Origin of the sequence: Pseudomonas sp. 18-147 (genome assembly GCF_051048045.1) — a bacterium.
Taxonomy (GTDB): domain Bacteria; phylum Pseudomonadota; class Gammaproteobacteria; order Pseudomonadales; family Pseudomonadaceae; genus Pseudomonas; species Pseudomonas aeruginosa.
Window position 1 is genome coordinate 5,527,258 of sequence record NZ_CP182296.1, and the last position, 20,761, is coordinate 5,548,018.

The 20,761-nt window shown below is 65.1% G+C and carries 20 protein-coding genes, 2 tRNA genes and 1 pseudogene; 14 read left to right on the forward strand and 9 right to left on the reverse strand.

Annotation, left to right across the window (positions count from 1 at the left end; genetic code table 11):
• The first annotated feature begins 194 nt into the window (after positions 1-194).
• From ACM0M4_RS26205 to phrB, 4 genes are all read left to right on the forward strand, one after another.
• Positions 195-1,178, forward strand: a complete 984-nt coding sequence (locus tag ACM0M4_RS26205) for an NAD(P)/FAD-dependent oxidoreductase (protein ID WP_003099318.1) — start codon at positions 195-197, stop codon at positions 1,176-1,178.
• Between the two features lie 152 nt (positions 1,179-1,330).
• A complete protein-coding gene (locus tag ACM0M4_RS26210; protein ID WP_003099314.1) occupies positions 1,331-2,287 on the forward strand; it encodes a DUF523 and DUF1722 domain-containing protein in 957 nt (318 codons plus the stop codon).
• Positions 2,288-2,296: 9 nt separating this feature from the next.
• Complete coding sequence (locus ACM0M4_RS26215; RefSeq protein WP_003094990.1) at positions 2,297-3,196, forward strand: MerR family transcriptional regulator; 900 nt, start codon at positions 2,297-2,299, stop codon at positions 3,194-3,196.
• Positions 3,193-4,638: a deoxyribodipyrimidine photo-lyase gene (gene phrB / locus ACM0M4_RS26220; protein WP_003121048.1), complete on the forward strand. Its 1,446-nt coding sequence runs from the start codon at positions 3,193-3,195 to the stop codon at positions 4,636-4,638. Before ACM0M4_RS26215 ends, phrB begins: the two co-directional genes overlap by 4 nt.
• 125 nt (positions 4,639-4,763) lie before the next feature.
• Here the strand turns inward: phrB and pagL are convergent, their stop codons facing one another.
• From pagL to hemA, 6 genes are all read right to left on the reverse strand, one after another.
• Entirely contained in the window at positions 4,764-5,285 is a 522-nt protein-coding gene (pagL, locus tag ACM0M4_RS26225) for a lipid A 3-O-deacylase (protein WP_003099307.1), read from the reverse strand.
• A 133-nt stretch (positions 5,286-5,418) separates the two neighbouring features.
• The gene (gene murI / locus ACM0M4_RS26230; RefSeq protein ID WP_003099300.1) at positions 5,419-6,216 is read right to left on the reverse strand and encodes a glutamate racemase; all 798 of its coding nucleotides are present in this window, start codon (positions 6,214-6,216) and stop codon (positions 5,419-5,421) included.
• Entirely contained in the window at positions 6,206-6,964 is a 759-nt protein-coding gene (locus ACM0M4_RS26235) for a molybdopterin-synthase adenylyltransferase MoeB (protein ID WP_003099296.1), read from the reverse strand. Before ACM0M4_RS26235 ends, murI begins: the two co-directional genes overlap by 11 nt.
• The gene (prmC, locus tag ACM0M4_RS26240; protein WP_017002043.1) at positions 6,958-7,788 is read right to left on the reverse strand and encodes a peptide chain release factor N(5)-glutamine methyltransferase; all 831 of its coding nucleotides are present in this window, start codon (positions 7,786-7,788) and stop codon (positions 6,958-6,960) included. Before prmC ends, ACM0M4_RS26235 begins: the two co-directional genes overlap by 7 nt.
• Before the next feature lies 1 nt (position 7,789).
• Positions 7,790-8,872, reverse strand: coding sequence for a peptide chain release factor 1 (prfA, locus tag ACM0M4_RS26245; protein ID WP_003099290.1), 1,083 nt, complete (start codon positions 8,870-8,872; stop codon positions 7,790-7,792).
• Positions 8,873-8,889: 17 nt separating this feature from the next.
• Positions 8,890-10,158 (reverse strand): glutamyl-tRNA reductase, encoded by a 1,269-nt coding sequence (gene hemA / locus ACM0M4_RS26250; protein WP_003095001.1) that lies wholly within the window; start codon positions 10,156-10,158, stop codon positions 8,890-8,892.
• A gap of 143 nt (positions 10,159-10,301) precedes the next feature.
• On the opposite strand from hemA, the gene lbcA reads away from it, so the two are divergent.
• From lbcA to ACM0M4_RS26295, 9 genes are all read left to right on the forward strand, one after another.
• Positions 10,302-12,074 (forward strand): proteolytic complex protein LbcA, encoded by a 1,773-nt coding sequence (gene lbcA / locus ACM0M4_RS26255; protein WP_019681347.1) that lies wholly within the window; start codon positions 10,302-10,304, stop codon positions 12,072-12,074.
• Between the two features lie 4 nt (positions 12,075-12,078).
• Positions 12,079-12,696 (forward strand): lipoprotein insertase outer membrane protein LolB, encoded by a 618-nt coding sequence (lolB, locus tag ACM0M4_RS26260; protein ID WP_003095005.1) that lies wholly within the window; start codon positions 12,079-12,081, stop codon positions 12,694-12,696.
• Position 12,697: 1 nt separating this feature from the next.
• Positions 12,698-13,546, forward strand: coding sequence for a 4-(cytidine 5'-diphospho)-2-C-methyl-D-erythritol kinase (gene ispE, locus ACM0M4_RS26265; RefSeq protein ID WP_023122792.1), 849 nt, complete (start codon positions 12,698-12,700; stop codon positions 13,544-13,546).
• A 36-nt stretch (positions 13,547-13,582) separates the two neighbouring features.
• Positions 13,583-13,657 (forward strand) — tRNA-Gln (locus ACM0M4_RS26270).
• A 55-nt stretch (positions 13,658-13,712) separates the two neighbouring features.
• Complete coding sequence (locus tag ACM0M4_RS26275) at positions 13,713-14,654, forward strand: ribose-phosphate pyrophosphokinase (protein ID WP_003099281.1); 942 nt, start codon at positions 13,713-13,715, stop codon at positions 14,652-14,654.
• A 116-nt stretch (positions 14,655-14,770) separates the two neighbouring features.
• Positions 14,771-15,385, forward strand: coding sequence for a 50S ribosomal protein L25/general stress protein Ctc (locus ACM0M4_RS26280; protein WP_003099279.1), 615 nt, complete (start codon positions 14,771-14,773; stop codon positions 15,383-15,385).
• Between the two features lie 41 nt (positions 15,386-15,426).
• Complete coding sequence (pth, locus tag ACM0M4_RS26285; protein ID WP_003099278.1) at positions 15,427-16,011, forward strand: aminoacyl-tRNA hydrolase; 585 nt, start codon at positions 15,427-15,429, stop codon at positions 16,009-16,011.
• Positions 16,012-16,051: 40 nt separating this feature from the next.
• Entirely contained in the window at positions 16,052-17,152 is a 1,101-nt protein-coding gene (ychF, locus tag ACM0M4_RS26290) for a redox-regulated ATPase YchF (RefSeq protein WP_003099270.1), read from the forward strand.
• 178 nt (positions 17,153-17,330) lie between these two features.
• Positions 17,331-17,407: transfer RNA gene (locus ACM0M4_RS26295), tRNA-Met, on the forward strand.
• Positions 17,408-17,557: 150 nt separating this feature from the next.
• Here ACM0M4_RS26295 and ACM0M4_RS26300 read toward each other — a convergent pair.
• From ACM0M4_RS26300 to ACM0M4_RS26310, 3 genes and pseudogenes are all read right to left on the reverse strand, one after another.
• On the reverse strand, positions 17,558-17,863 hold the full coding sequence (locus ACM0M4_RS26300; RefSeq protein WP_003113527.1) for a HigA family addiction module antitoxin: 306 nt from the start codon (positions 17,861-17,863) through the stop codon (positions 17,558-17,560).
• Between the two features lie 11 nt (positions 17,864-17,874).
• Positions 17,875-18,153: a type II toxin-antitoxin system RelE/ParE family toxin gene (locus ACM0M4_RS26305; RefSeq protein WP_003117425.1), complete on the reverse strand. Its 279-nt coding sequence runs from the start codon at positions 18,151-18,153 to the stop codon at positions 17,875-17,877.
• Between the two features lie 52 nt (positions 18,154-18,205).
• Positions 18,206-18,331 (reverse strand): annotated as a pseudogene (locus ACM0M4_RS26310) (phage integrase); the annotation flags it as partial.
• Between the two features lie 150 nt (positions 18,332-18,481).
• On the opposite strand from ACM0M4_RS26310, the gene ACM0M4_RS26315 reads away from it, so the two are divergent.
• Positions 18,482-20,710: a TonB-dependent receptor gene (locus ACM0M4_RS26315; protein WP_003099265.1), complete on the forward strand. Its 2,229-nt coding sequence runs from the start codon at positions 18,482-18,484 to the stop codon at positions 20,708-20,710.
• Positions 20,711-20,761: the final 51 nt, after the last annotated feature.

Consider the following 20,761-nt stretch of genomic DNA (forward strand, 5'->3'; position numbering starts at 1 on the left):
GATAACTCGGTTGATACTTCCGAACGGAACGTCTGAAGGTTCGACAGGCCAGGAAGCGAGCCGTGCGCCGCAGGCGCGCCATCGGCGCGATGCAAGGTGCGCCTCGAAGCACGCGCAATACTGTACATTAAATCAAGCTTGTACAAGAAACCTGATTCGCCTGTCCAGACGCTACACAACCAGAGAGGCATGTCATGAGCGTCCCCATCGCCATCATCGGTACTGGCATCGCCGGGCTTTCCGCCGCCCACGCATTGAGATCCGCCGGCCAGACCGTACAACTGTTCGACAAGGGCCACGGCAGCGGCGGCCGCATGGCCAGCAAGCGCAGCGAGGCCGGCACGCTGGACCTCGGCGCGCAATACTTCACCGCCCGCGACCGGCGCTTCCTCGACGCCTTGCAACACTGGCGCGAGGAAGGCTGGGTGGACGAGTGGAAACCCGCTCTCTACCAATACCGCGACGGCCAGCTGAGCCCCTCCCCGGACGAGCAGCCACGCTGGGTCGGCATCCCACGGATGAGTGCGATCACCCGCGCCCTGCTCACCGATCTGCAAGTGGTCTTCTCCTGCCGCATCACCGAGGTCTTCCGCGGCAAGCAGCACTGGCACCTGCAGGACGCCGAGGGACAGAACCACGGTCCGTTCAACCAGGTCCTGATCGCCATCCCCGCTCCCCAGGCCACGCCGCTGCTGGCCAGCGTGCCGAAACTGGCGGCCACCGCCGCGAGCGTGGTCATGGAGCCGACCTGGGCGGTGGCGCTGGGCTTCCGCGAGGTACTCGACACCCCGGTGCAGGGCTGCTTCGTGCACGACAGTCCGATCGCCTGGCTGGCCTGCAATCGCAGCAAGCCGGGGCGCGACACCACCCTCGACACCTGGGTGCTGCACGCCACCAGCCAGTGGAGCCGGCAGCACATCGACATGGCCAAGGAGGACGTGGTCGAGCACCTGCGCTGCGCCTTCGCCGAAGTGATCGGCTGCGCCGTACCGGAAGCCGCCTTCAGCATCGCCCACCGCTGGCTCTATGCACGCCCGGCGGAGGCCCACCAGTGGGGCGCCCTCGGCGATCCCGACCTGGGCATCTACGCCTGCGGCGACTGGTGCTCCAGCGGCCGCGTCGAAGGCGCCTGGCTCAGCGGCCAGGAAGCCGCGCGGCGCCTGCTGGAACATCTCTGAGGGGATCGGGCCGTCGCCTGGCGGCCCGATGTGACAAGAAAATACCTATACAAATACATTGACCTGTACAAGATAAGTTCTAGGATGTGTCGTATGACCGCCTGGCTGTCGAGCTGCGCGCGAACCTCCTTTCCCCTCGGGAGACGACACCGATGCACGAATCTCACCCTTCCCTGACGCCCCGACTCGGCATCAGCGCCTGCCTGCTCGGCGAACCGGTGCGCTTCAACGGCGGCCACAAGCGATCCGCGCTTTGCGAGGAACTGGCGCGACACGTCGAGTTCGTCTCCTTCTGCCCGGAACAGGCCATCGGCCTGGGCACGCCGCGCCCGGCGATTCGCCTGGAAGGCACTCCGGAAGCCGCCGAGGCGCGGAGCCGCGACGGCCTGGCGGTCGGCGGAGCGCTCGCCGAATATGCGCGGAGGGTGGCGCAACGGGCGGATACGCTGGACGGTTTCATCTTCATGCAACGCTCGCCGTCCTGCGGGCTGCAACGGGTCAAGGTCTATCCAGAAGGCGGCGGCGCGCCGCGCGCCGAAGGCCGTGGACGCTTCGCCGCAGCCCTTTGCGAAGCCTTGCCGGAGCTACCGGTGGAAGAAGAAGGCCGGCTGCACGATCCGGTCCTGCGGGAGAACTTCCTCACCCGCGTGTATGCCCATGCCCACTGGCAGGCCCTGCGCCAGCGCGGCCTCAGCCATTCGGCCATCGTCGCCTTCCATAGCCGCTACAAGTACCAGTTGCTGGCCCATTCGCCGGAGCACTACCGCAGCCTCGGCCGCCTGCTCGGCGAAGCCGGCCACTACCAGCCGGAAGCCCTCGGCACTCGCTACTTCGGCGAGCTGATGCAGGGCTTGCGCCGCTGCGCGACCCGCGGCAGCCATGGCAACGTGTTGCTGCACCTGAGCGGCTACCTGAAACGCGACCTCGCAACCGAAGACAGGCGTGAATTGCGCGAGCTGATCGAGCAATACCGGCATGGCAGCGTGCCGCTGGTGGTACCGCTGACCCTGCTAAAGCACCACTTCCGTCGCCACCCGCATGCATACATCGCCCAGCAGGCCTACCTGCAACCGCACCCGACCGAACTCGGCCTGCGCAACGCGCTCTAGGATTTCCCGATGAACTCGCCCCACCTCGAACGCGGCGGCCTGCCGATCCGCGAAGTCACTCGTCTGACCGGCGTCCATCCGGTCACCCTGCGCGCCTGGGAGCGCCGCTATGGCCTGGTGGTGCCGCAACGCACCGGCAAGGGGCACCGGCTCTACAGCGAAGAGCAGGTCGAGCGCATCCGCCGGATACTCGTCTGGCTCGAGCGTGGCGTCGCCATCAGCCAGGTGCGCGCGCTGCTGGAGCGTCCGGAGGAAACCCCGGCGGCGGATGTCGAATCCCCCTGGGAACGCCTGCACGAACAGCTGCTGGACGCCATCGCCGCGCTGGCCGAGCGACGCCTCGACGATCTGTTCAACCAGGCCGCGTCGCTCTATCCGGTAGCGACCCTCTGCGAAAAGCTTCTGCAACCCTTGCTGCAGCACCTCGAACGACGCTGGCAGGGACAGTTCGGCGCGCGCATGGAGCGGGCCTTCTTCTTCTCCTGGTTGCGCAGCAAGCTGGGCGCCCGCCTTTATCACCAGCAACGGCTGCAACAGGGCGCGCCGCTGCTGCTGGTCAACCAGTCCGAGCTGTCGCTGGAACCGAACCTCTGGCTGTGCAGTTGGTTGCTCGGCAGCGGCGAGGTGCCGCTACAGGTCTTCGACTGGCCGCTGCCACCGGCCGAACTGGCCCTGGCCTGCGAACGCCTGGAAGCTCGCGGCGTGTTGCTGTACGCCAGTCATCGCCTCAATCCGGAGCACCTGCCGCGCCTGCTGGCAGGGGTGAGCTGCCCGGTGGTGCTGGTCGGACCGGCCGTGGAGATCCAGCGCGAAGCCTTCGAAACCCTGGCGCTAACTGGCCTGCTGCTGGCGAGCACGCCCCTGGAAGCCCGCCGCCTGCTCGGCGAACGAGGTCTGTTGAACCCATGAACGGACTTCCGATGAACCTGATCTGGTTTCGCTGCGACCTGCGAACCACCGATAACAGCGCGCTCCTCGCCGCCGCCGATGGGCGCCCTTGCGTGGCTCTCTACCTGCTCAGCCCGGCGCAGTGGCGGGAACACGACGATGCGCCCTGCAAGGTCGACTTCTGGCTGCGCAACCTGGGCGAGCTGCAACGCCAGCTCGCCGCGCTGAACATCCCGCTGCTGGTGCGCGACTGCGGCCACTGGCGGCAAGCCCCGGAAGTCATCGGCCGGCTCTGTCGGGAGCTGGGAGTCGGCGCGGTACACGTCAACCAGGAATACGGGGTGAACGAGGAACGCCGCGACCAGGCCGTCGGCCAACGCCTGCGTGAACAGGGCGTGGCCTTCCACAGCCACCTCGACCAGCTGTTCTTCGCCCCCGGCTCGGTGCTGACCCGAACTGGCGGCTATTTCCAGGTGTTCAGCCAGTTCCGCAAGGTCTGCCACGAACGGCTGTACCAGGCCCTGCCGGGTGTCCGCCCGCGTCCGCAGCCCCAACCACCGCACGCGCTGGCCAGCGACCCGCTGCCGGATGCCGTGCCCGCCTTCCCGCGGCCGGCCGATAGCTTGCGCCGCCTCTGGCCGGCAGGCGAAGAGGTAGCGCAGGAACGCCTGCGCGACTTCGCCGACCAGCACCTGGCCGACTACCATGAACGGCGCGACTTCCCGGCGCTTCCCGGCACCAGCCAACTGTCGCCCTACCTGGCCGCCGGCGTACTCTCACCCAGACAATGCCTGGACGCCGCGCTGGTTGCCAACCGCGGCGAGTTCAGCGGCGGCCAGCAAGGCGCCGCGACCTGGATCAACGAGCTGCTCTGGCGCGAGTTCTACAAGCACATCCTGGTCGGCTACCCCCGGGTCTCCCGGCACCGCCCCTTCCGCGAGGAGACCGAAGCCCTGCGCTGGCGCCAGGCCCCGGCGGAACTCGAAGCCTGGCAACAGGGGCGCACCGGCATACCGATCATCGACGCGGCAATGCGCCAGTTGCTCGCCACCGGCTGGATGCACAATCGCCTGCGGATGGTGGTAGCGATGTTCCTCAGCAAGAACCTGCTGATCGACTGGCGCGAAGGCGAACGCTGGTTCATGCGCCACCTCATCGACGGTGACCTGGCGGCGAACAACGGCGGCTGGCAGTGGAGCGCATCCACCGGCACCGACGCGGTCCCCTACTTCCGCCTGTTCAATCCGCTCTCGCAGTCCGAACGCTTCGATCCACGCGGCGAGTTCATCCGCCACTGGCTGCCGGAACTGGCCGGCCTGGAGCGCAAGGCGATCCACGATCCGTCCAGCCTGGGGCTGTTCGCCGGGGTCGACTATCCACGGCCGATGGTCGACCTGAAGGCCAGCCGCGAACGGGCGCTGGCGGCTTTCCGCAACCTGCCGCCGCGCGATGGTCGCGCGTAGGGCGCGTCAGCGAGCTATCGCCTCCCGCCAAATGGCTCGCTCTTTCCATAGGGCGGCGCGGCGTGGCGGAAGAATCGCAGCCATGAAAAAGCCGGGATGAACCCGGCTTTTTTCGCCCGTGCCGACTAGATCGGGATCTTGTAGAACAGGCTGTAGGACTCGATACCGTCGTTCGGCTGTTTCAGGCCGGCGTTGGAATAGTGGATCGCCCGAACGCCGACCGACTGGCCGTTGGCGAACTTCAGGCCGGCGCCGATGCGGTCTTCGAAGTTCAGGGAGGAACCCAGGTTCTGGTCGCCGACACGGGTGCCGGAGAACGCCGCCACGCCGATACCGGCCTCGATGAATGGCTTGATCGAGTCGCCGGCGAACTCGTAGACGAATACCGGAGCAAACGACAGCGAATGCTTGCCGGCGCCTTCATCGCCACCTTCCCAATAGGTGTAGCCCGCATCCCAGTAGCCGGTCAGGCGCCCGGTGGAGGTCTGCCACCAGCTCTTGTCCCAATCCCAGCTCAGGCCCAGGCGATAGGTCATGCCCGACTGGCCGGTCGCACCGACGGCGGCCGAGACGTCCGCCGCCTGGGCGGACGCCACGTGGACGGAGGAAAGTGCGGCCAGAACGGCCAGCGGAAGTAGTTTCTTCATTGAAACGTCCTTTTCGAAAGTTGCATGAAAGCCCCCGCATTCAAGCTGCGCATTATAAGAGCGCACTTACTAAAGCAGATACTAGACCAAACGCTTTAGTTCAAAAAATCGCTGACACGTCTGCCAGGAACGACTAAACGACTAATTTTCCTACGCTTTCCGGGCTTCCCCAGAGGATCGGCAGGATCCTTTCCATCTCCTCCGGCAGCGCGCTGGTCCAGAAACGCGGCGTCGCGGCCTGGCCAGAGGCCAGTAGCGCCCGCGCCGACAATACGCGCTCCAGCTGCCGGGCGACAGCCGCTCCCGTATCGATCACCGCCATCTCCGCCGGGATCAGCTCGGCCAGCAGGGGTTTGACGAAGGGATAATGAGTACAGCCGAGGATCAGCGTATCGCAGCCCTGTTCGAGGATGGGCGCCAGCAGGCGTTCCAGCAGTGCCCGGGTTTGCGGCCCATAGAGATCGCCGGCTTCGATGCGCTCGACCAGCCCCGGGCAGGGCTGGGTGAAGACCTGTACGTCGCTGGCGAAGCGGTCGAGCAAGGCGGCGAAACGCGCGCTCTTCAGAGTTCCGGTGGTGGCCAGGACGCCGACCCGACCGTTGCGGGTGGCCGCCGCGGCCGGCTTCACCGCAGGCTCCATGGCCACCAGCGGCACCTGCGGATAACGTTCGCGCAATTCCGCCGCAGCCGCAGCCGTCGCGGTATTGCAGGCCAGTACCAGAGCCTTGGCGCCCTGCTCCAGAAGGAAATCACCGATCCGCTCGCAGCGTTCGCGGATGTACTCCGCGCTCTTCTCGCCGTAGGGCACATGGGCGTTGTCGGCGACGTAGAGCAACGATTCGGATGGCAGGCGCGCGCGAATCTCACGCAATACGCTGAGCCCGCCGACCCCGGAATCGAAAACGCCGACCGCGGCCGACTCAACCGCCATGGCGTTGCCCGCAGACGGCACAGGAAGGATCGCGACGCACCCGCAATTCGCGGAAGCGCGTGCCGAGGGCGTCCACCAGCAGCAGGCGGCCCACCAGCGGTTCGCCGAAACCGGCCAGCAGCTTGAGCGCCTCCAGCGCCTGCAGGCTACCGACCAGCCCCACCAGCGGACCGATCACGCCGGCCTCGCTGCAGGTCAGCTCGGCCTCGCTGCCGTGCCCGTAGAGGCAGTGGTAGCAGGGGCTTTCGTCGCGGCGGGTATCGAATACCGAAAGCTGGCCCTCGAGACGGATCGCCGCGCCGCTGACCAGGGGCTTGCCGGCGCGCACGCAGGCGACGTTGACCGCCTCGCGGGTGGCGAAGTTGTCGGTGCAGTCGAGCACCAGGTCGACCGCCGCCACGGCGGCATCGAGGGAGTCCTTGTCCAGCGCGGCGCTATGGCTGACCAGGCGGATCTGCGGATTCAGCGCGCCCAGCCGGCGCATCGCCGACTCCACCTTGCCGACACCGACGCTGGTGCCATCGTGGATGACCTGCCGTTGCAGGTTGGTCAGGTCGACCGTATCGAAATCCGCCAGGTGCAGCTCGCCGACCCCGGCCGCGGCCAGGTACAGCGCCACCGGCGAACCCAGGCCGCCAAGACCGACGATCAGTGCGCGGCTGCGCTTCAGGCGCAGCTGGCCCTCGACGTCGACCTGCGCCAGCAGGATCTGGCGACTGTAGCGCAGCAGTTCCTCGTCGCTCAGCATGCCCATTGTCCGAGAGTGATCCGCTCGTTGCCGCCGAGGTCGCGCAACGTATGTACCCCGGCGAAGCCGCGGGCGCCGAGCAGTTCGCGCACAGCCGCCCCTTGATCATAGCCGTGCTCGAGCAGCAACCAGCCTTCGTCCAGCAAATGCTGCGGCGCCTGGGCGACGATCTGGCGGATATCGTCGAGGCCATCGCTACCCGCGACCAGCGCGCTCTTCGGCTCGAAACGCACGTCGCCCTCGCTCAGGTGCGGATCGCTGGCAGGGATATACGGCGGATTGCCGACGATCATCCGGAAGCGTCGGCCATCGAGAGCGGAGAACCAGTGGCTGCGGCGCACCTCGACGTTCTCCAGGAGCAGCCGCTGGCGATTGCGCTCGGCCAACGCCACGGCCTCTTCCACGCGGTCCACCGCAGTCACCGTCCACAGCGGCCGTTCGCTGGCCAGGGCCAGGGCGATGGCGCCGGTGCCGGTGCCCAGGTCGAGCACGGTAGCGGTGTCCGCCGCGAGGGTCGCCAGCGCGGTTTCCACCAGCAGTTCGGTGTCCGGGCGCGGGATCAGGGTGTGTGGCGCGACCTCCAGGTCCAGGCTCCAGAAGCCCTGGTGGCCAAGTATGTAGGCCACCGGCTCGCCGTTGCGCCGACGGGCGATCCAGTCGTCGAACAGCTCGTTGGCCTCGCGCGGCACGATGCGCTCCGGCCAGGTACGCAGGAAGCTGCGCGGCTTGCCCATCGCCGCCGCCAGCAGCAACTCGGTGTCGAGCCGGGCGCTGGGCGAATCGGGCAGTTGGGAATCCTTGAGAAGGGTACAGATAGTGGTCATGTCAGTCGCCCAGGGCCGCCAGTTGATCGGCCTGGTATTCCTGCAGCAGCGGCTCGATCACCTGTTCCACCGCGCCCTCCATCACCTCGCCCAGGGAGTACAGGGTGAGGTTGATGCGATGGTCGGTGACCCGCCCTTGCGGGAAGTTGTAGGTACGGATGCGCTCCGAGCGGTCGCCCGAGCCCACCAGCAGCTTGCGCGTGCTGGCGATCGCCTGCTGCGCCGCGGCCTGCTGCTGGTCGTTGAGCTTGGCCGCCAGCCAGGCCATGGCCTTGGCGCGGTTCTTGTGCTGCGAGCGCTCTTCCTGGCACTCGACCACGATGCCGCTGGGAATGTGGGTGATGCGCACCGCCGAGTCGGTCTTGTTGACGTGCTGGCCGCCGGCACCGGAGGAACGGTAGGTGTCCACCCGCAGGTCGGCCGGGTTGATCTCGATCGCTGCCTGCTCGTCCGGCTCCGGCAGCACCGCGACGGTGCAGGCGGAAGTGTGGATCCGGCCCTGGGATTCGGTTTCCGGCACCCGCTGCACGCGGTGCGCGCCGGACTCGAACTTGAGCTTGGCGTAGACGTTGTCGCCCTCGACCCGGGCAATCACTTCCTTGTAGCCACCGTGCTCGCCCTCGTTCTCCGACAGCGTCTCGACCCGCCAGCCCTGGCGCTCGGCGTAGCGCGAATACATGCGGAACAGGTCGCCGGAGAAGATCGCCGCCTCGTCGCCACCGGTGCCGGCACGGATCTCCAGGAACACGTTGCGGCTGTCGTTGGGATCCTTCGGCAGCAGCATGCGCTGCAGGCTGTCGCCGAGGGCGGCGAGGCGGCCGCGCGCTTCGGCGACCTCCTCCTCGGCGAGGTCGCGCAACTCCGGGTCGCTGTCCTTGAGCAACGCCTGGGCACCCTCGAGGTCGGCCTGCACCTTGCGGTAGTCGCGGAACGCCAGGATCACCGGTTCGACCTCGGCGTACTCGCGGGAATAGGCGCGGAAGCGGGTCTGGTCACTGATCACCTCGGCGTCGCCGAGCAGCGCCGTCAGTTCTTCGTAGCGATCGCTGAGGACATCCAGCTTTTTCAGCAGAGAAGCTTTCATGCAGGCATAGGTACCGGTCAGTGGCGCGGCGCGCCCTCGTCGAGGGCGAACAGCTCCTGGGCCAGGGCCAGCGCGTCGATGCGGCCCTCGGCGGACATTTTCTTCATCTGCACGCTGGGCGCGTGCAGCAGTTTGTTGGTCAGGCCGCGGGCCAGCTGGGCCATCACCTCGGCGGGGTCGGCACCGTTGGCCAGTTGCCGCTGGGCCTTGCCCAGCTCCTCATCGCGCAGGCGCTCGGCCTGCTGCCGATAGGCGCGCAGCACGTCCACCGCGGCCAGTTCGCGCAGGCGCTGCATGAACTCGGCGACGCCGCTGCCGACCAGTTCCTCGGCGGCCTGGGCAGCGCCCTGGCGGCTCTTGAGATTCTCCGCCACTACTTCGTGGAGGTCGTCGACGCTATAGAGGTAGACGTCGTCCAGTTCGCCGACTTCCGGCTCGATGTCGCGCGGCACGGCGATGTCGACCATGAACATCGGCTTGTGCTTGCGCTGCTTCAGCGCGCGCTCCACGGCGCCCTTGCCGAGGATCGGCAACTGGCTGGCAGTGGAGCTGATGACGATATCGCTGTTGGCCAACTCCTCGGGGATCTCCGAAAGCAGCACCGCATGGGCGCCGAACTGCTCGGCGAGCAGGCTGGCGCGCTCCAGGGTGCGGTTGGCCACCACGATGCGCTTCACGCCTTGCTCGAACAGGTGGCGCGCGACCAGGGTGATGGTCTCGCCGGCGCCGATCAGCAGCGCCTGGCTGCGGTGCAGGTCGCTGAAGATCTGCTTGGCCAGGCTCACCGCGGCGAACGCCACGGACACCGGGTTCTCGCCGATGGCGGTATCGGTGCGGACGGTCTTCGCCGTACTGAAGGTGGCCTGGAACAGGCGGCCGAGCAGCGGACCGACGGTGCCGGCCTCGCGCGCGACGGCGTAGGCCGACTTCATCTGGCCGAGGATCTGCGGCTCGCCGAGGACCATCGAGTCGAGGCCGGAGGCCACGCGCATCATGTGGCGCACCGCGTCTTCGTCCTGGTGCACATAGGCGCAGGCGCGCAACTCGTCGAGGGTCAGGCGATGGTAGTCCGCCAGCCAGGCGAGCACGTCGTCCGCGGTCGGATGGTCGATCTCCAGGTAGAGTTCGCTCCGGTTGCAGGTCGACAGGATGGCCGCCTCGCGGCTGGTGGTCAGGCGGCAGAGCTGCTGCAGCGCCTCGACCATCTGTTCCGGAGTGAAAGCCACGCGCTCGCGGACAGCCACCGAGGCGGTCTTGTGATTGATGCCGAGGGCAATGAAGGCCATGCAGGATCGCTGAGCTAATCGGGGAAACGCGCAATTCTCCTACTTCGCCAAGGGCAGGACAACCATTGCCGATGTATTGACCCCATAGACAGCTTCGTCGACGCCCGTCCCGGCCCCCTTGGGCTTGCCGGACGGCTTATGTCATGATGGCGCCACCCTCGCAGGTTCAAGGCCGGCTTTCTTCCTCTATGAACAAATCCCTTGCGCTGCTGACCGTCACGCTGCTGCTCGGCGGCTGCCAGTCACTTATCCACAAGACTCCCGATGGCACCCCGCCGGTGGAAGACACCGCGGTCGAGACCAAGGCCAAGCCGGAAAAGTACGCCTCCTTCAGCGAGGACAGCCTGTATTCGCTGCTGGTGGCCGAACTGGCCGGGCAGCGCAACCGCTTCGACATCGCCCTGAGCAACTATGTGGTGCAGGCGCAGAAAACCCGCGACCCCGGGGTTTCCGAGCGCGCCTTCCGCATCGCCGAATACCTCGGCGCCGACCAGGAAGCCCTCGACACCTCCCTGCTCTGGGCGCGCAGCGCGCCGGACAACCTCGATGCCCAACGCGCCGCCGCGATCCAGTTGGCCCGCGCCGGGCGCTACGAGGAGTCCATGGTGTACATGGAGAAGGTCCTCAACGGCCAGGGCGACACGCACTTCGACTTCCTCGCCCTGTCTGCCGCGGAGACCGACCCGGATACCCGCGCCGGCCTGCTGCAGAGCTTCGACCACCTGTTGAAGAAATACCCGAACAACGGCCAGTTGCTGTTCGGCAAGGCCCTGCTGCTGCAACAGGACGGCCGCCCGGACGAAGCCCTGACCCTGCTCGAGGACAACTCCGCAAGCCGCCACGAAGTGGCCCCCCTGCTGCTCCGCTCGCGCCTGTTGCAGAGCATGAAGCGCAGCGACGAGGCCCTGCCGCTGCTCAAGGCCGGGATCAAGGAACACCCGGACGACAAGCGCGTGCGCCTCGCCTACGCGCGCCTGCTGGTGGAGCAGAACCGCCTGGACGACGCCAAGGCCGAGTTCGCCGGACTGGTCCAGCAATTCCCCGACGACGACGACCTGCGTTTCTCCCTGGCGCTGGTCTGCCTGGAAGCCCAGGCCTGGGACGAAGCCAGGATCTACCTGGAAGAACTGGTCGAGCGCGACAGCCACGTCGACGCCGCCCACTTCAACCTCGGCCGCCTCGCCGAGGAACAGAAGGACACCGCGCGTGCCCTCGACGAGTACGCCCAGGTCGGCCCGGGCAATGACTTCCTCCCGGCGCAACTGCGCCAGACCGACGTCCTGCTCAAGGCCGGTCGCGTCGACGAAGCCGCCCAGCGCCTGGACAAGGCGCGCAGCGAGCAACCCGACTACGGCATCCAGCTGTACCTGATCGAAGCCGAGGCGCTGTCCAACAACGACCAGCAGGAAAAGGCCTGGCAGGCCATCCAGGAGGGTCTGAAGCAGTACCCGGAGGACCTCAACCTGCTCTACACCCGCTCGATGCTGGCGGAGAAGCGCAACGACCTGGCGCAGATGGAAAAGGACCTGCGCTTCGTCATCGCCCGCGAGCCGGACAACGCCATGGCCCTCAACGCCCTCGGCTACACCCTGGCCGACCGCACCACCCGCTACGGCGAGGCCCGCGAGCTGATCCTCAAGGCGCACAAGCTGAACCCGGACGACCCGGCGATTCTCGACAGCATGGGCTGGATCAACTATCGCCAGGGCAAGCTGGCCGACGCCGAGCGCTACCTGCGCCAGGCGCTGCAGCGCTACCCCGACCACGAGGTCGCCGCGCACCTGGGCGAAGTCCTCTGGGCCCAGGGGCGCCAGGGCGACGCCCGGGCCATCTGGCGCGAATACCTCGACAAGCAGCCCGACAGCGACGTGCTGCGCCGCACCATCAAGCGCCTGACCGGCGCCGAGACTCCTTGAAACCATGCGTCTACGTCTTTTCCTCGCCGCCTCCGCGCTGGCCCTGCTCAGCGGCTGCGCCGGCCTGACCTCCCACGAAGCCCTGGAAGGCCAGGGCGATGCGCAGACCTGGAAAACCCACAAGCAGCAGCTCAGCGAGCTGGATGCCTGGCAGATCGACGGCAAGGTCGGCATCCGCGCCCCGCGCGACTCCGGCAGCGGCACCCTGTTCTGGCTGCAGCGCCAGGGCTACTACGACATCCGCCTGTCCGGCCCGCTCGGCCGCGGCGCAGCACGCCTGACCGGGCGTGAAGGCGCGGTGAGCCTGGAGGTCGCCGGGCAGGGCCGCTACCAGGCGGAGTCCCCGGAAGCACTGCTGGAAGAACAACTAGGCTGGCGCCTGCCGGTCTCGCACCTGCTCTGGTGGGTACGCGGCCTCCCGGCGCCGGACAGCAAGAGCCGCCTGACCCTCGACGCCGACAGCCGCCTGGCGCGCCTGGAACAGGACGGCTGGCAGATCGAATACACCCGCTACGCCGAACAGAACGGCTACTGGCTACCCGAGCGCCTGAAACTGCACGGCCAGGACCTCGACGTCACCCTAGTGATCAAGGACTGGCAGCCGCGCCAGCTCGGCCGCTGACATGAGCGTGCGCCTCAGCCTGCCAGCCCCGGCCAAGCTCAATCTGTTCCTGCATATCCTCGGCCGCCGCGACGATGGCTATCACGAGTTGCAGACCCTGTTCCAATTCCTCGACCACGGCGACGAGCTGCATTTCGAAGCCCGCCAGGACGGCCAGGTACGCCTGCACACGGAAATCGCCGGGGTGCCGCACGACAGCAACCTGATCGTGCGCGCCGCGCGCGGGCTGCAGGAAGCCTCCGGCAGCCCGCAAGGCGCCGACATCTGGCTGGACAAGCGCTTGCCCATGGGGGGCGGCATCGGCGGCGGCAGCTCCGACGCCGCCACGACGCTCCTGGCCTTGAACCATCTCTGGCAACTCGGCTGGGACGAGGACCGCATCGCCGCCCTGGGCCTGCGCCTGGGCGCCGACGTGCCGGTCTTCACCCGCGGACGCGCGGCTTTCGCCGAGGGCGTGGGCGAAAAGCTCACCCCGGTGGACATCCCGGAGCCCTGGTATCTCGTCGTGGTTCCGCAAGTACTTGTCAGCACAGCAGAAATTTTTTCAGATCCACTGTTGACACGCGATTCTCCCGCCATTAAAGTGCGCACCGTTCTCGAGGGGGACAGCCGAAACGACTGTCAGCCGGTAGTCGAGAGGCGTTACCCAGAAGTTCGTAACGCTTTGATCTTGCTAAACAAATTTGTTTCAGCTAGATTAACCGGCACTGGAGGTTGTGTGTTTGGGAGCTTCCCAAACAAAGCTGAAGCTGATAAAGTCTCGGCCCTTCTTCCAGGCCACCTTCAGAGGTTCGTCGCCAAAGGAAGCAACATCTCGATGTTGCACCGGAAGCTGGAAACTCTGGTCTGAGAAAGGAATGCCGAAACGGCATTCGAGCAATACCACAGGGGCGTCGCCAAGCGGTAAGGCAGCAGGTTTTGATCCTGCCATGCGTTGGTTCGAATCCAGCCGCCCCTGCCATTTTCCTCTTCTGTATTTCATCCGGATCCCTTCGGTCGACACAGGTACCTGTAGCGTGTCCAAGATGATGGTCTTCACGGGGAACGCTAACCCCGATCTTGCACGACGCGTCGTGCGTCAGCTGCACATTCCTCTTGGCGATGTTTCAGTTGGCAAATTCTCCGATGGCGAAATCAGCGTCGAAATCAACGAAAACGTCCGCGGCAAGGACGTATTCCTGATTCAGCCGACCTGCGCGCCGACCAACGACAACCTGATGGAACTGGTGGTGATGGCCGATGCCTTCCGCCGCTCCTCGGCCACTCGTATCACCGCTGTCATCCCCTACTTCGGCTATGCCCGCCAGGATCGCCGTCCGCGTTCCGCCCGCGTGGCCATCAGCGCCAAGGTAGTGGCCGACATGCTGACCGTCGTCGGGGTCAACCGTGTCCTCACGGTCGACCTGCACGCGGATCAGATCCAGGGCTTCTTCGATATCCCGGTAGACAACATCTACGGTTCCCCCGTGCTGGTGGACGATATCGAAGACCAGCGCTTCGAGAACCTGATGATCGTCTCCCCGGACATCGGCGGCGTGGTGCGCGCGCGCGCCGTGGCCAAGTCCCTGGGCGTTGACCTTGCGATCATCGACAAGCGTCGTCCCAAGGCCAACCAGTCCGAAGTGATGCACATCATCGGTGACGTCGAAGGCCGTACCTGCGTACTGGTAGACGACATGGTCGATACCGCCGGCACCCTCGGTCACGCCGCCAAGGCCCTGAAAGAGCACGGCGCCGCCAAGGTCATCGCCTACTGCACCCACCCGGTGCTGTCCGGCCGTGCCATCGAGAACATCGAGAAATCCGTACTGGACGAGCTGGTGGTGACCAACACCATCCCGCTGTCCGCCGCTGCCCAGGCCTGTGGCCGCATCCGCCAGCTGGACATCGCTCCGGTCGTTGCGGAAGCCATGCGCCGGATCAGCAACGAAGAATCGATCAGCGCGATGTTCCGCTGAGGCCCAGCCTCGACGAACGCGCCTGAACGAAAACGCCCCGCTCCGGCGGGGCCTTTGAAATCGCCCGAACGCTGGTCGCAAGCGTTCGGGCGCATTGTTATTTTTGGAGATACACAATGGTCGACTTTATTCTGAATGCCCAAGTGCGTTCCGATCTGGGGAAAGGTGCGAGCCGCCGCCTGCGTCGTAACGCCGGTCTGGTTCCTGCTGTCGTTTACGGCGGCGACAAAGAGCCCCAGTCCGTAACCCTGGAACTGCGCGAAATCGCCAAGCTCCTGGAAAACGAGGCTGCCTTCAGCCACGTGATCGCCCTGAACGTTGGCGGCGCCAAGGAAACCGTACTGATCAAGGCCCTGCAGCGCCATCCGGCGAAAGGCTTCGTGATGCACGCCGACTTCCTGCGCGTGGTCGCCGACCACAAGCTGACCGCCCACGTACCGCTGCACTTCATCAACGAAGAAGTAGCCGTTGGCGTCAAGCAAGCCGGTGGCGAGATCTCCCACACCATCTCCGAAGTCGAAGTTTCCTGCCTGCCGAAAGACCTGCCGGAATTCATCGAAGTCGACATGGCCAAGGTCGAGCTGGGCCAGATCGTTCACCTGTCGGACCTCAAGGCTCCGAAAGGCGTCGAGCTGGTACAACTGGCCCACGGCAACGACCTGGCCGTTGCCAACATCCACGCTTCCCGCGTGGTGAAGGAAGAAGGTAGCGAAGAAGGCGCCGCCGAGTAATTCATTACTCGATCGCCTTTTTATAGAGAGGGGCTCCCGTCGTGACTGCCGTACAACTGATCGTTGGCCTGGGAAACCCGGGTCCTGAATACGACCAGACCCGGCATAACGCGGGGGCCCTTTTCGTTGAGCGCCTGGCGCATGCCCAGGGCGTCAGCCTCGTGGCTGACCGCAAGTATTTCGGCCTGGTCGGCAAGTTCAGCCACCAGGGCAAGGACGTTCGTCTGTTGATCCCGACCACCTACATGAACCGCAGCGGCCAGTCCGTAGCGGCGCTGGCGGGATTCTTCCGGATCGCCCCGGACGCCATCCTGGTGGCCCACGACGAACTCGACATGCCCCCTGGCGTCGCCAAGCTCAAGACCGGCGGCGGACACGGCGGGCACAACGGGTTGCGCGACATCATCGCCCAGCTCGGCAATCAGAATTCTTTCCATCGCCTGCGGCTTGGCATCGGCCATCCGGGGCACAGCAGCCTGGTTTCCGGTTACGTGCTCGGCCGCGCACCGCGCAGCGAGCAGGAACTGCTCGACACCAGCATCGACTTCGCCCTCGGCGTGCTGCCGGAAATGCTCGCCGGGGACTGGACCCGGGCGATGCAGAAGCTGCACAGCCAGAAGGCCTGAACCACTTTTCTAGCGCCTGTCTGAGCGCGAGGGACATAGCATGGGATTCAACTGCGGCATCGTCGGCCTGCCCAACGTCGGCAAGTCCACCCTGTTCAACGCCCTGACCAAATCCGGTATCGCGGCGGAAAACTTCCCGTTCTGCACCATCGAGCCGAACAGCGGCATCGTGCCGATGCCCGACGCGCGCCTGAACGCCCTGGCCGAGATCGTCAAGCCCGAGCGCGTACTGCCGACCACCATGGAATTCGTCGACATCGCCGGCCTGGTGGCGGGCGCCTCCAAGGGTGAGGGCCTGGGCAACAAGTTCCTCGCCAACATCCGCGAGACCGACGCCATCGCCCACGTGGTGCGCTGCTTCGAAGACGACAACGTGATCCACGTGTCCAACAGCGTCGACCCCAAGCGCGACATCGAGATCATCGACCTCGAACTGATCTTCGCCGACCTCGACAGCTGCGAGAAGCAACTGCAGAAAGTCGCCCGCAACGCCAAGGGCGGCGACAAGGAAGCCCTGGCCCAGAAGGCCCTGCTGGAAAAGCTCATCCCCCACTTCACCGAGGGCAAGCCGGCGCGTTCGCTGCTGAAGAACCTCGGTGACGAGGAGAAGCGCCTGGTGCGCAGCTTCCACCTGCTGACCAGCAAGCCGGTGATGTACATCGCCAACGTCGCCGAGGACGGCTTCGAGAACAACCCGCACCTGGATGTGGTGAAGGCCATCGCCGAGGAAGAAGGCGCGGTGGTGGTGCCGGTGTGCAACAAGATCGAAGCCGAGATCGCCGAGCTGGAAGACGGCGAAGAGAAGGACATGTTCCTCGAGTCCCTCGGTCTCGAGGAACCCGGCCTGAACCGTGTGATCCGTGCCGGCTACGGCCTGCTCAACCTGCAGACCTACTTCACCGCCGGGGTGAAGGAAGTCCGCGCCTGGACCGTCCGCGTCGGCGCCACCGCCCCGCAGGCCGCCGGCGTGATCCACACCGACTTCGAGAAAGGCTTCATCCGCGCCGAAGTGGTCGCCTACGACGACTTCATCCAGTTCAAGGGCGAACAGGGCGCCAAGGAAGCCGGCAAATGGCGCCTGGAAGGCAAGGACTACATCGTCAAGGACGGCGACGTGATGCATTTCCGCTTCAACGTGTAATCCCCTTCCCGTCCCAGGAAAGCCCCGGCCAAGCGCCGGGGCTTTTCGCTCCTACCCCTCCCCATCGCCCTCTCTCCGGCGATCCGACCCCTTCCGTCTAAACGATTGAAAGATCAGAAAATTATCTAGCCCCAGGGGTTGACAGCCCCGCCCGAGATACGGAAAATGCGCGCCACTCGGCTACATAGCTCAGTCGGTTAGAGCGCAGCATTCATAATGCTGATGTCCCAGGTTCAAGTCCCGGTGTAGCCACCATATTTTTCAAGGGGTTAGCGCAAGCTAACCCCTTTTTGTTTTGGTCGGCAGACTACAAACCGACTACAAACCGTCTACGCCCCCCTTTACCGATTTACGGTTCGCATAAAAAAGCCCCGCATCTGCGGGGCTCTACGATCAACGTCACTGCTATCCGTGAGCAAGCAGCGGCTCAATCTCATGTTCGATCTGCTTGCCATTCGCCGCATAAGCAGTTGCTAACGAATACTCACTCTGGAGATTCATCCAGAACTGAGCGGACGTATCAAAGTAACGCCCCAGACGAATCGCCATATCTGCGGAGATACCACGCTGCTCACGAACGATATCGTTCACTGTCGGAGCGGAGACTTTCAAAGCGCGTGCTAGAGCAGCTGGAGAGATATCAAACTCCATCAGAAACTCATCGCGCAATATTTCCCCAGGATGGATGGGGCGCATACCATTGGTAGCCATGGTCCACCTCCTCAGTGGTAATCAACTATTTCGACTTCTTCGGGACCCGCATCCGTCCAGACGAAACAGACACGCCACTGGTCATTGATCCTGATGCTATGTTGGCCCGCCCGCTTTCCCTGCAACGGCTCCAACCGGTTTCCAGGTGGAGAGCGCAGGTCTCGAAGCTCCCTAGCCGCATGAAGCATTGCGAGCTTACGCGTAGCGACTGTGAGGATCGCTCCCCACCGCCTCGAAAGACCCGTCTCAAAAAGCTGACGAGTCTCGTCGCAGCGAAAGGTCAGAATCATTCATTAACCCTTAACGTTAAGCGTTAATTTCACTACAGACTACCACAGATCCTCATGTGGTCAATTTGTAGCCAGACTGAGTAATCGGAGAAAAGCGCATCGCCGATTCCAAGTGCTCCGGCGACAGATGTGCATACCGCATCATCATCGAGGAATGCCCGAGGATCCGCTGTAGGGCCACGCCATGCGCAGCGCCCCGTGTCAGGCATTTCATCTTGCTTTGGATGCCAGGCATGCCTCATTGAAACAGTTCGAATCATTTGATAATCATTATCGATTTGTTTAGCTTTGCCGCCCATCAAAACAACAGCAACTCGGAAATCTCCTCATGCCCCGCTCCATCCCTTTGCGCCCGGCTCCCCTGGCGCTTTCCCTGTCCCTCTTCGCTTCGTTTTCCGCTCCTGCGCTGGCTGCCGATCCGGTGGAGCAGCAGATGGTGGTGATCGGCTCGCGCGCGCCGACCAGCATCAGCGAGTTGCCCGGCACGGTCTGGGTGATCGAGCGCGAGCAACTGGACCAGCAGACCCAGGCCGGCGTGCCGCTGAAGGAGGCGTTGGGACAATTGATCCCGGGCCTGGATATCGGCTCCCAGGGTCGTACCAACAACGGCCAGAACCTGCGCGGACGCAGCGTACTGGTGATGATCGACGGGGTGTCGCTGAACAGTTCACGGGGCATCAGCCGGCAGTTCGACTCCATCGACCCATTCAACATCGAGCGCATCGAGGTGATGTCCGGCGCCAGCGCGGTGTACGGCGGCGGCGCCACCGGCGGGATCATCAACATCGTGACCAAGAAGGGCGTCGGCGGCGACACTCGCTTCAACACCGAGCTGGGCGCCCGCAGCGGCTTCCAGAGCCATGAGGACCACGACCTGCGCGCGGCGCAGTCGATCAGCGGCGGCAACGACCTGTTCAATGGCCGCCTGGCCATCGCCTACCAGAAGAACGGCGCGGCCTACGACGGCAGTGGCGACCAGGTACTGACGGACATCACCCAGACCGACCTGCAGTACAACAGGTCGGTAGACCTGATGGGCAGCCTTGGCTTCACTTTCGCCAATGGCCACAGCCTCGATCTCGGCCTGCAGTACTACGACTCCGGCTACGACGGCGACCGCGGCCTCGATCTCGGGCGCAACTTCGATGCCCTGCGCGGACGGGCACCCTATTCGATCAAGGGCGGCGTCGACCTCGACCGCGAGCCGGAAAGCAAGCGCCATCAGTTCAACGCCACCTACCATGCGCCGGAAGTGCTGGGTCACGACCTCTACCTGCAGGCCTACTACCGCAACGAGAAGATGGCCTTCAACCCCTTCCCCACCATCCGCTACAGCAATAGTGGCGCGATCAACTACGGCACTTCCTACTACTCGGCCTCGCAGCAGGACACTGACTACTACGGGATGAAACTGGCCCTGGTGAAGACCTGGGAGCGCGCCAGCCTGACCTACGGGGTGGACCTGGACCGGGAAAAATTCACGTCCGACCAGATGCTCTTCAACCTGCCGCTCGCCGCCGCCAGCGGCGGGCTGGTAGCCAGCGAACAGGCCAAGCTGGGCCGCTACCCGGACATCGATACCGACAGCCGCGCCTTCTTCCTCCAGGGCAGTTGGAAGGCCACCGACGACCTGACCCTGAGCGCCGGCGTGCGGCGCCAGTCGATGAGCACCGACGTCAGCGACTTCGTTGCGGCGAACCAGCAGATCCTCATCGCCAACGGCCTCGGCAAGACCGCCGACGCGGTTCCGGGCGGGAGCAAGGACTACGACGTCAACCTGGTCAACGTCGGCGCCATCTACAAGCTGAACCTGCAACAACAGGTCTGGGCCAACTACAGCGAAGGCTTCGAGCTGCCGGATCCGGCCAAGTACTACGGTTTCGGACGCTACGGCGCAGCCGACGGCAATGGCCACTACCCGCTGTTGCAGGGGGTCAGCGTGAACGACTCGCCGCTGGACGGGATCAAGACCAAGCAGGTCGAGCTGGGCTGGCGGCACACCGACGGTGCCCTGGATACCCAGGTGGCGGCGTTCTATTCCTGGTCGGACAAGAGCATCAAGTACGACTCGAAGACCCTGGCGGTGCTGCAGCAGGACACCAAGAAGCGCAACTACGGCCTGGAGGGCCAGGCTACCTACTGGCTGGACGATCACTGGCAGGTCGGCGTCAACGGCCTGGCCATCCGCTCCCAGGAGAAGGTCGACGGCCGCTGGCTGAAGCAGGACGTGACCTCGGCCAGCCCGTCCAAGGCCGGCGCCTTCGTCGGCTGGAAGGACGACCAGCGCAGCCTGCGCCTGCAGGGCGTGCGCACCTTCAACCTGAACGACGAGCCGGGCAACAAGATCGACGGCTACGCGCTGTTCGACCTGCTCGGCACCCAGGCGCTGCCGGTGGGCACCCTCACCGCGGGCATCCAGAACCTGCTGGACAAGGACTACACCACGGTCTGGGGACAACGCGCGCAGGTCTACTACGGCGGGCTCGCACCAGCGGGACTGTTCGACTACAAGGGACGGGGGCGGACCTACAGCCTGACGTATAGCGTGGAGTTCTGAAGCCGTCCTCGACAGTTCCCCTGTCCCTCCAGAGAGAGGGGAACGCGCAGG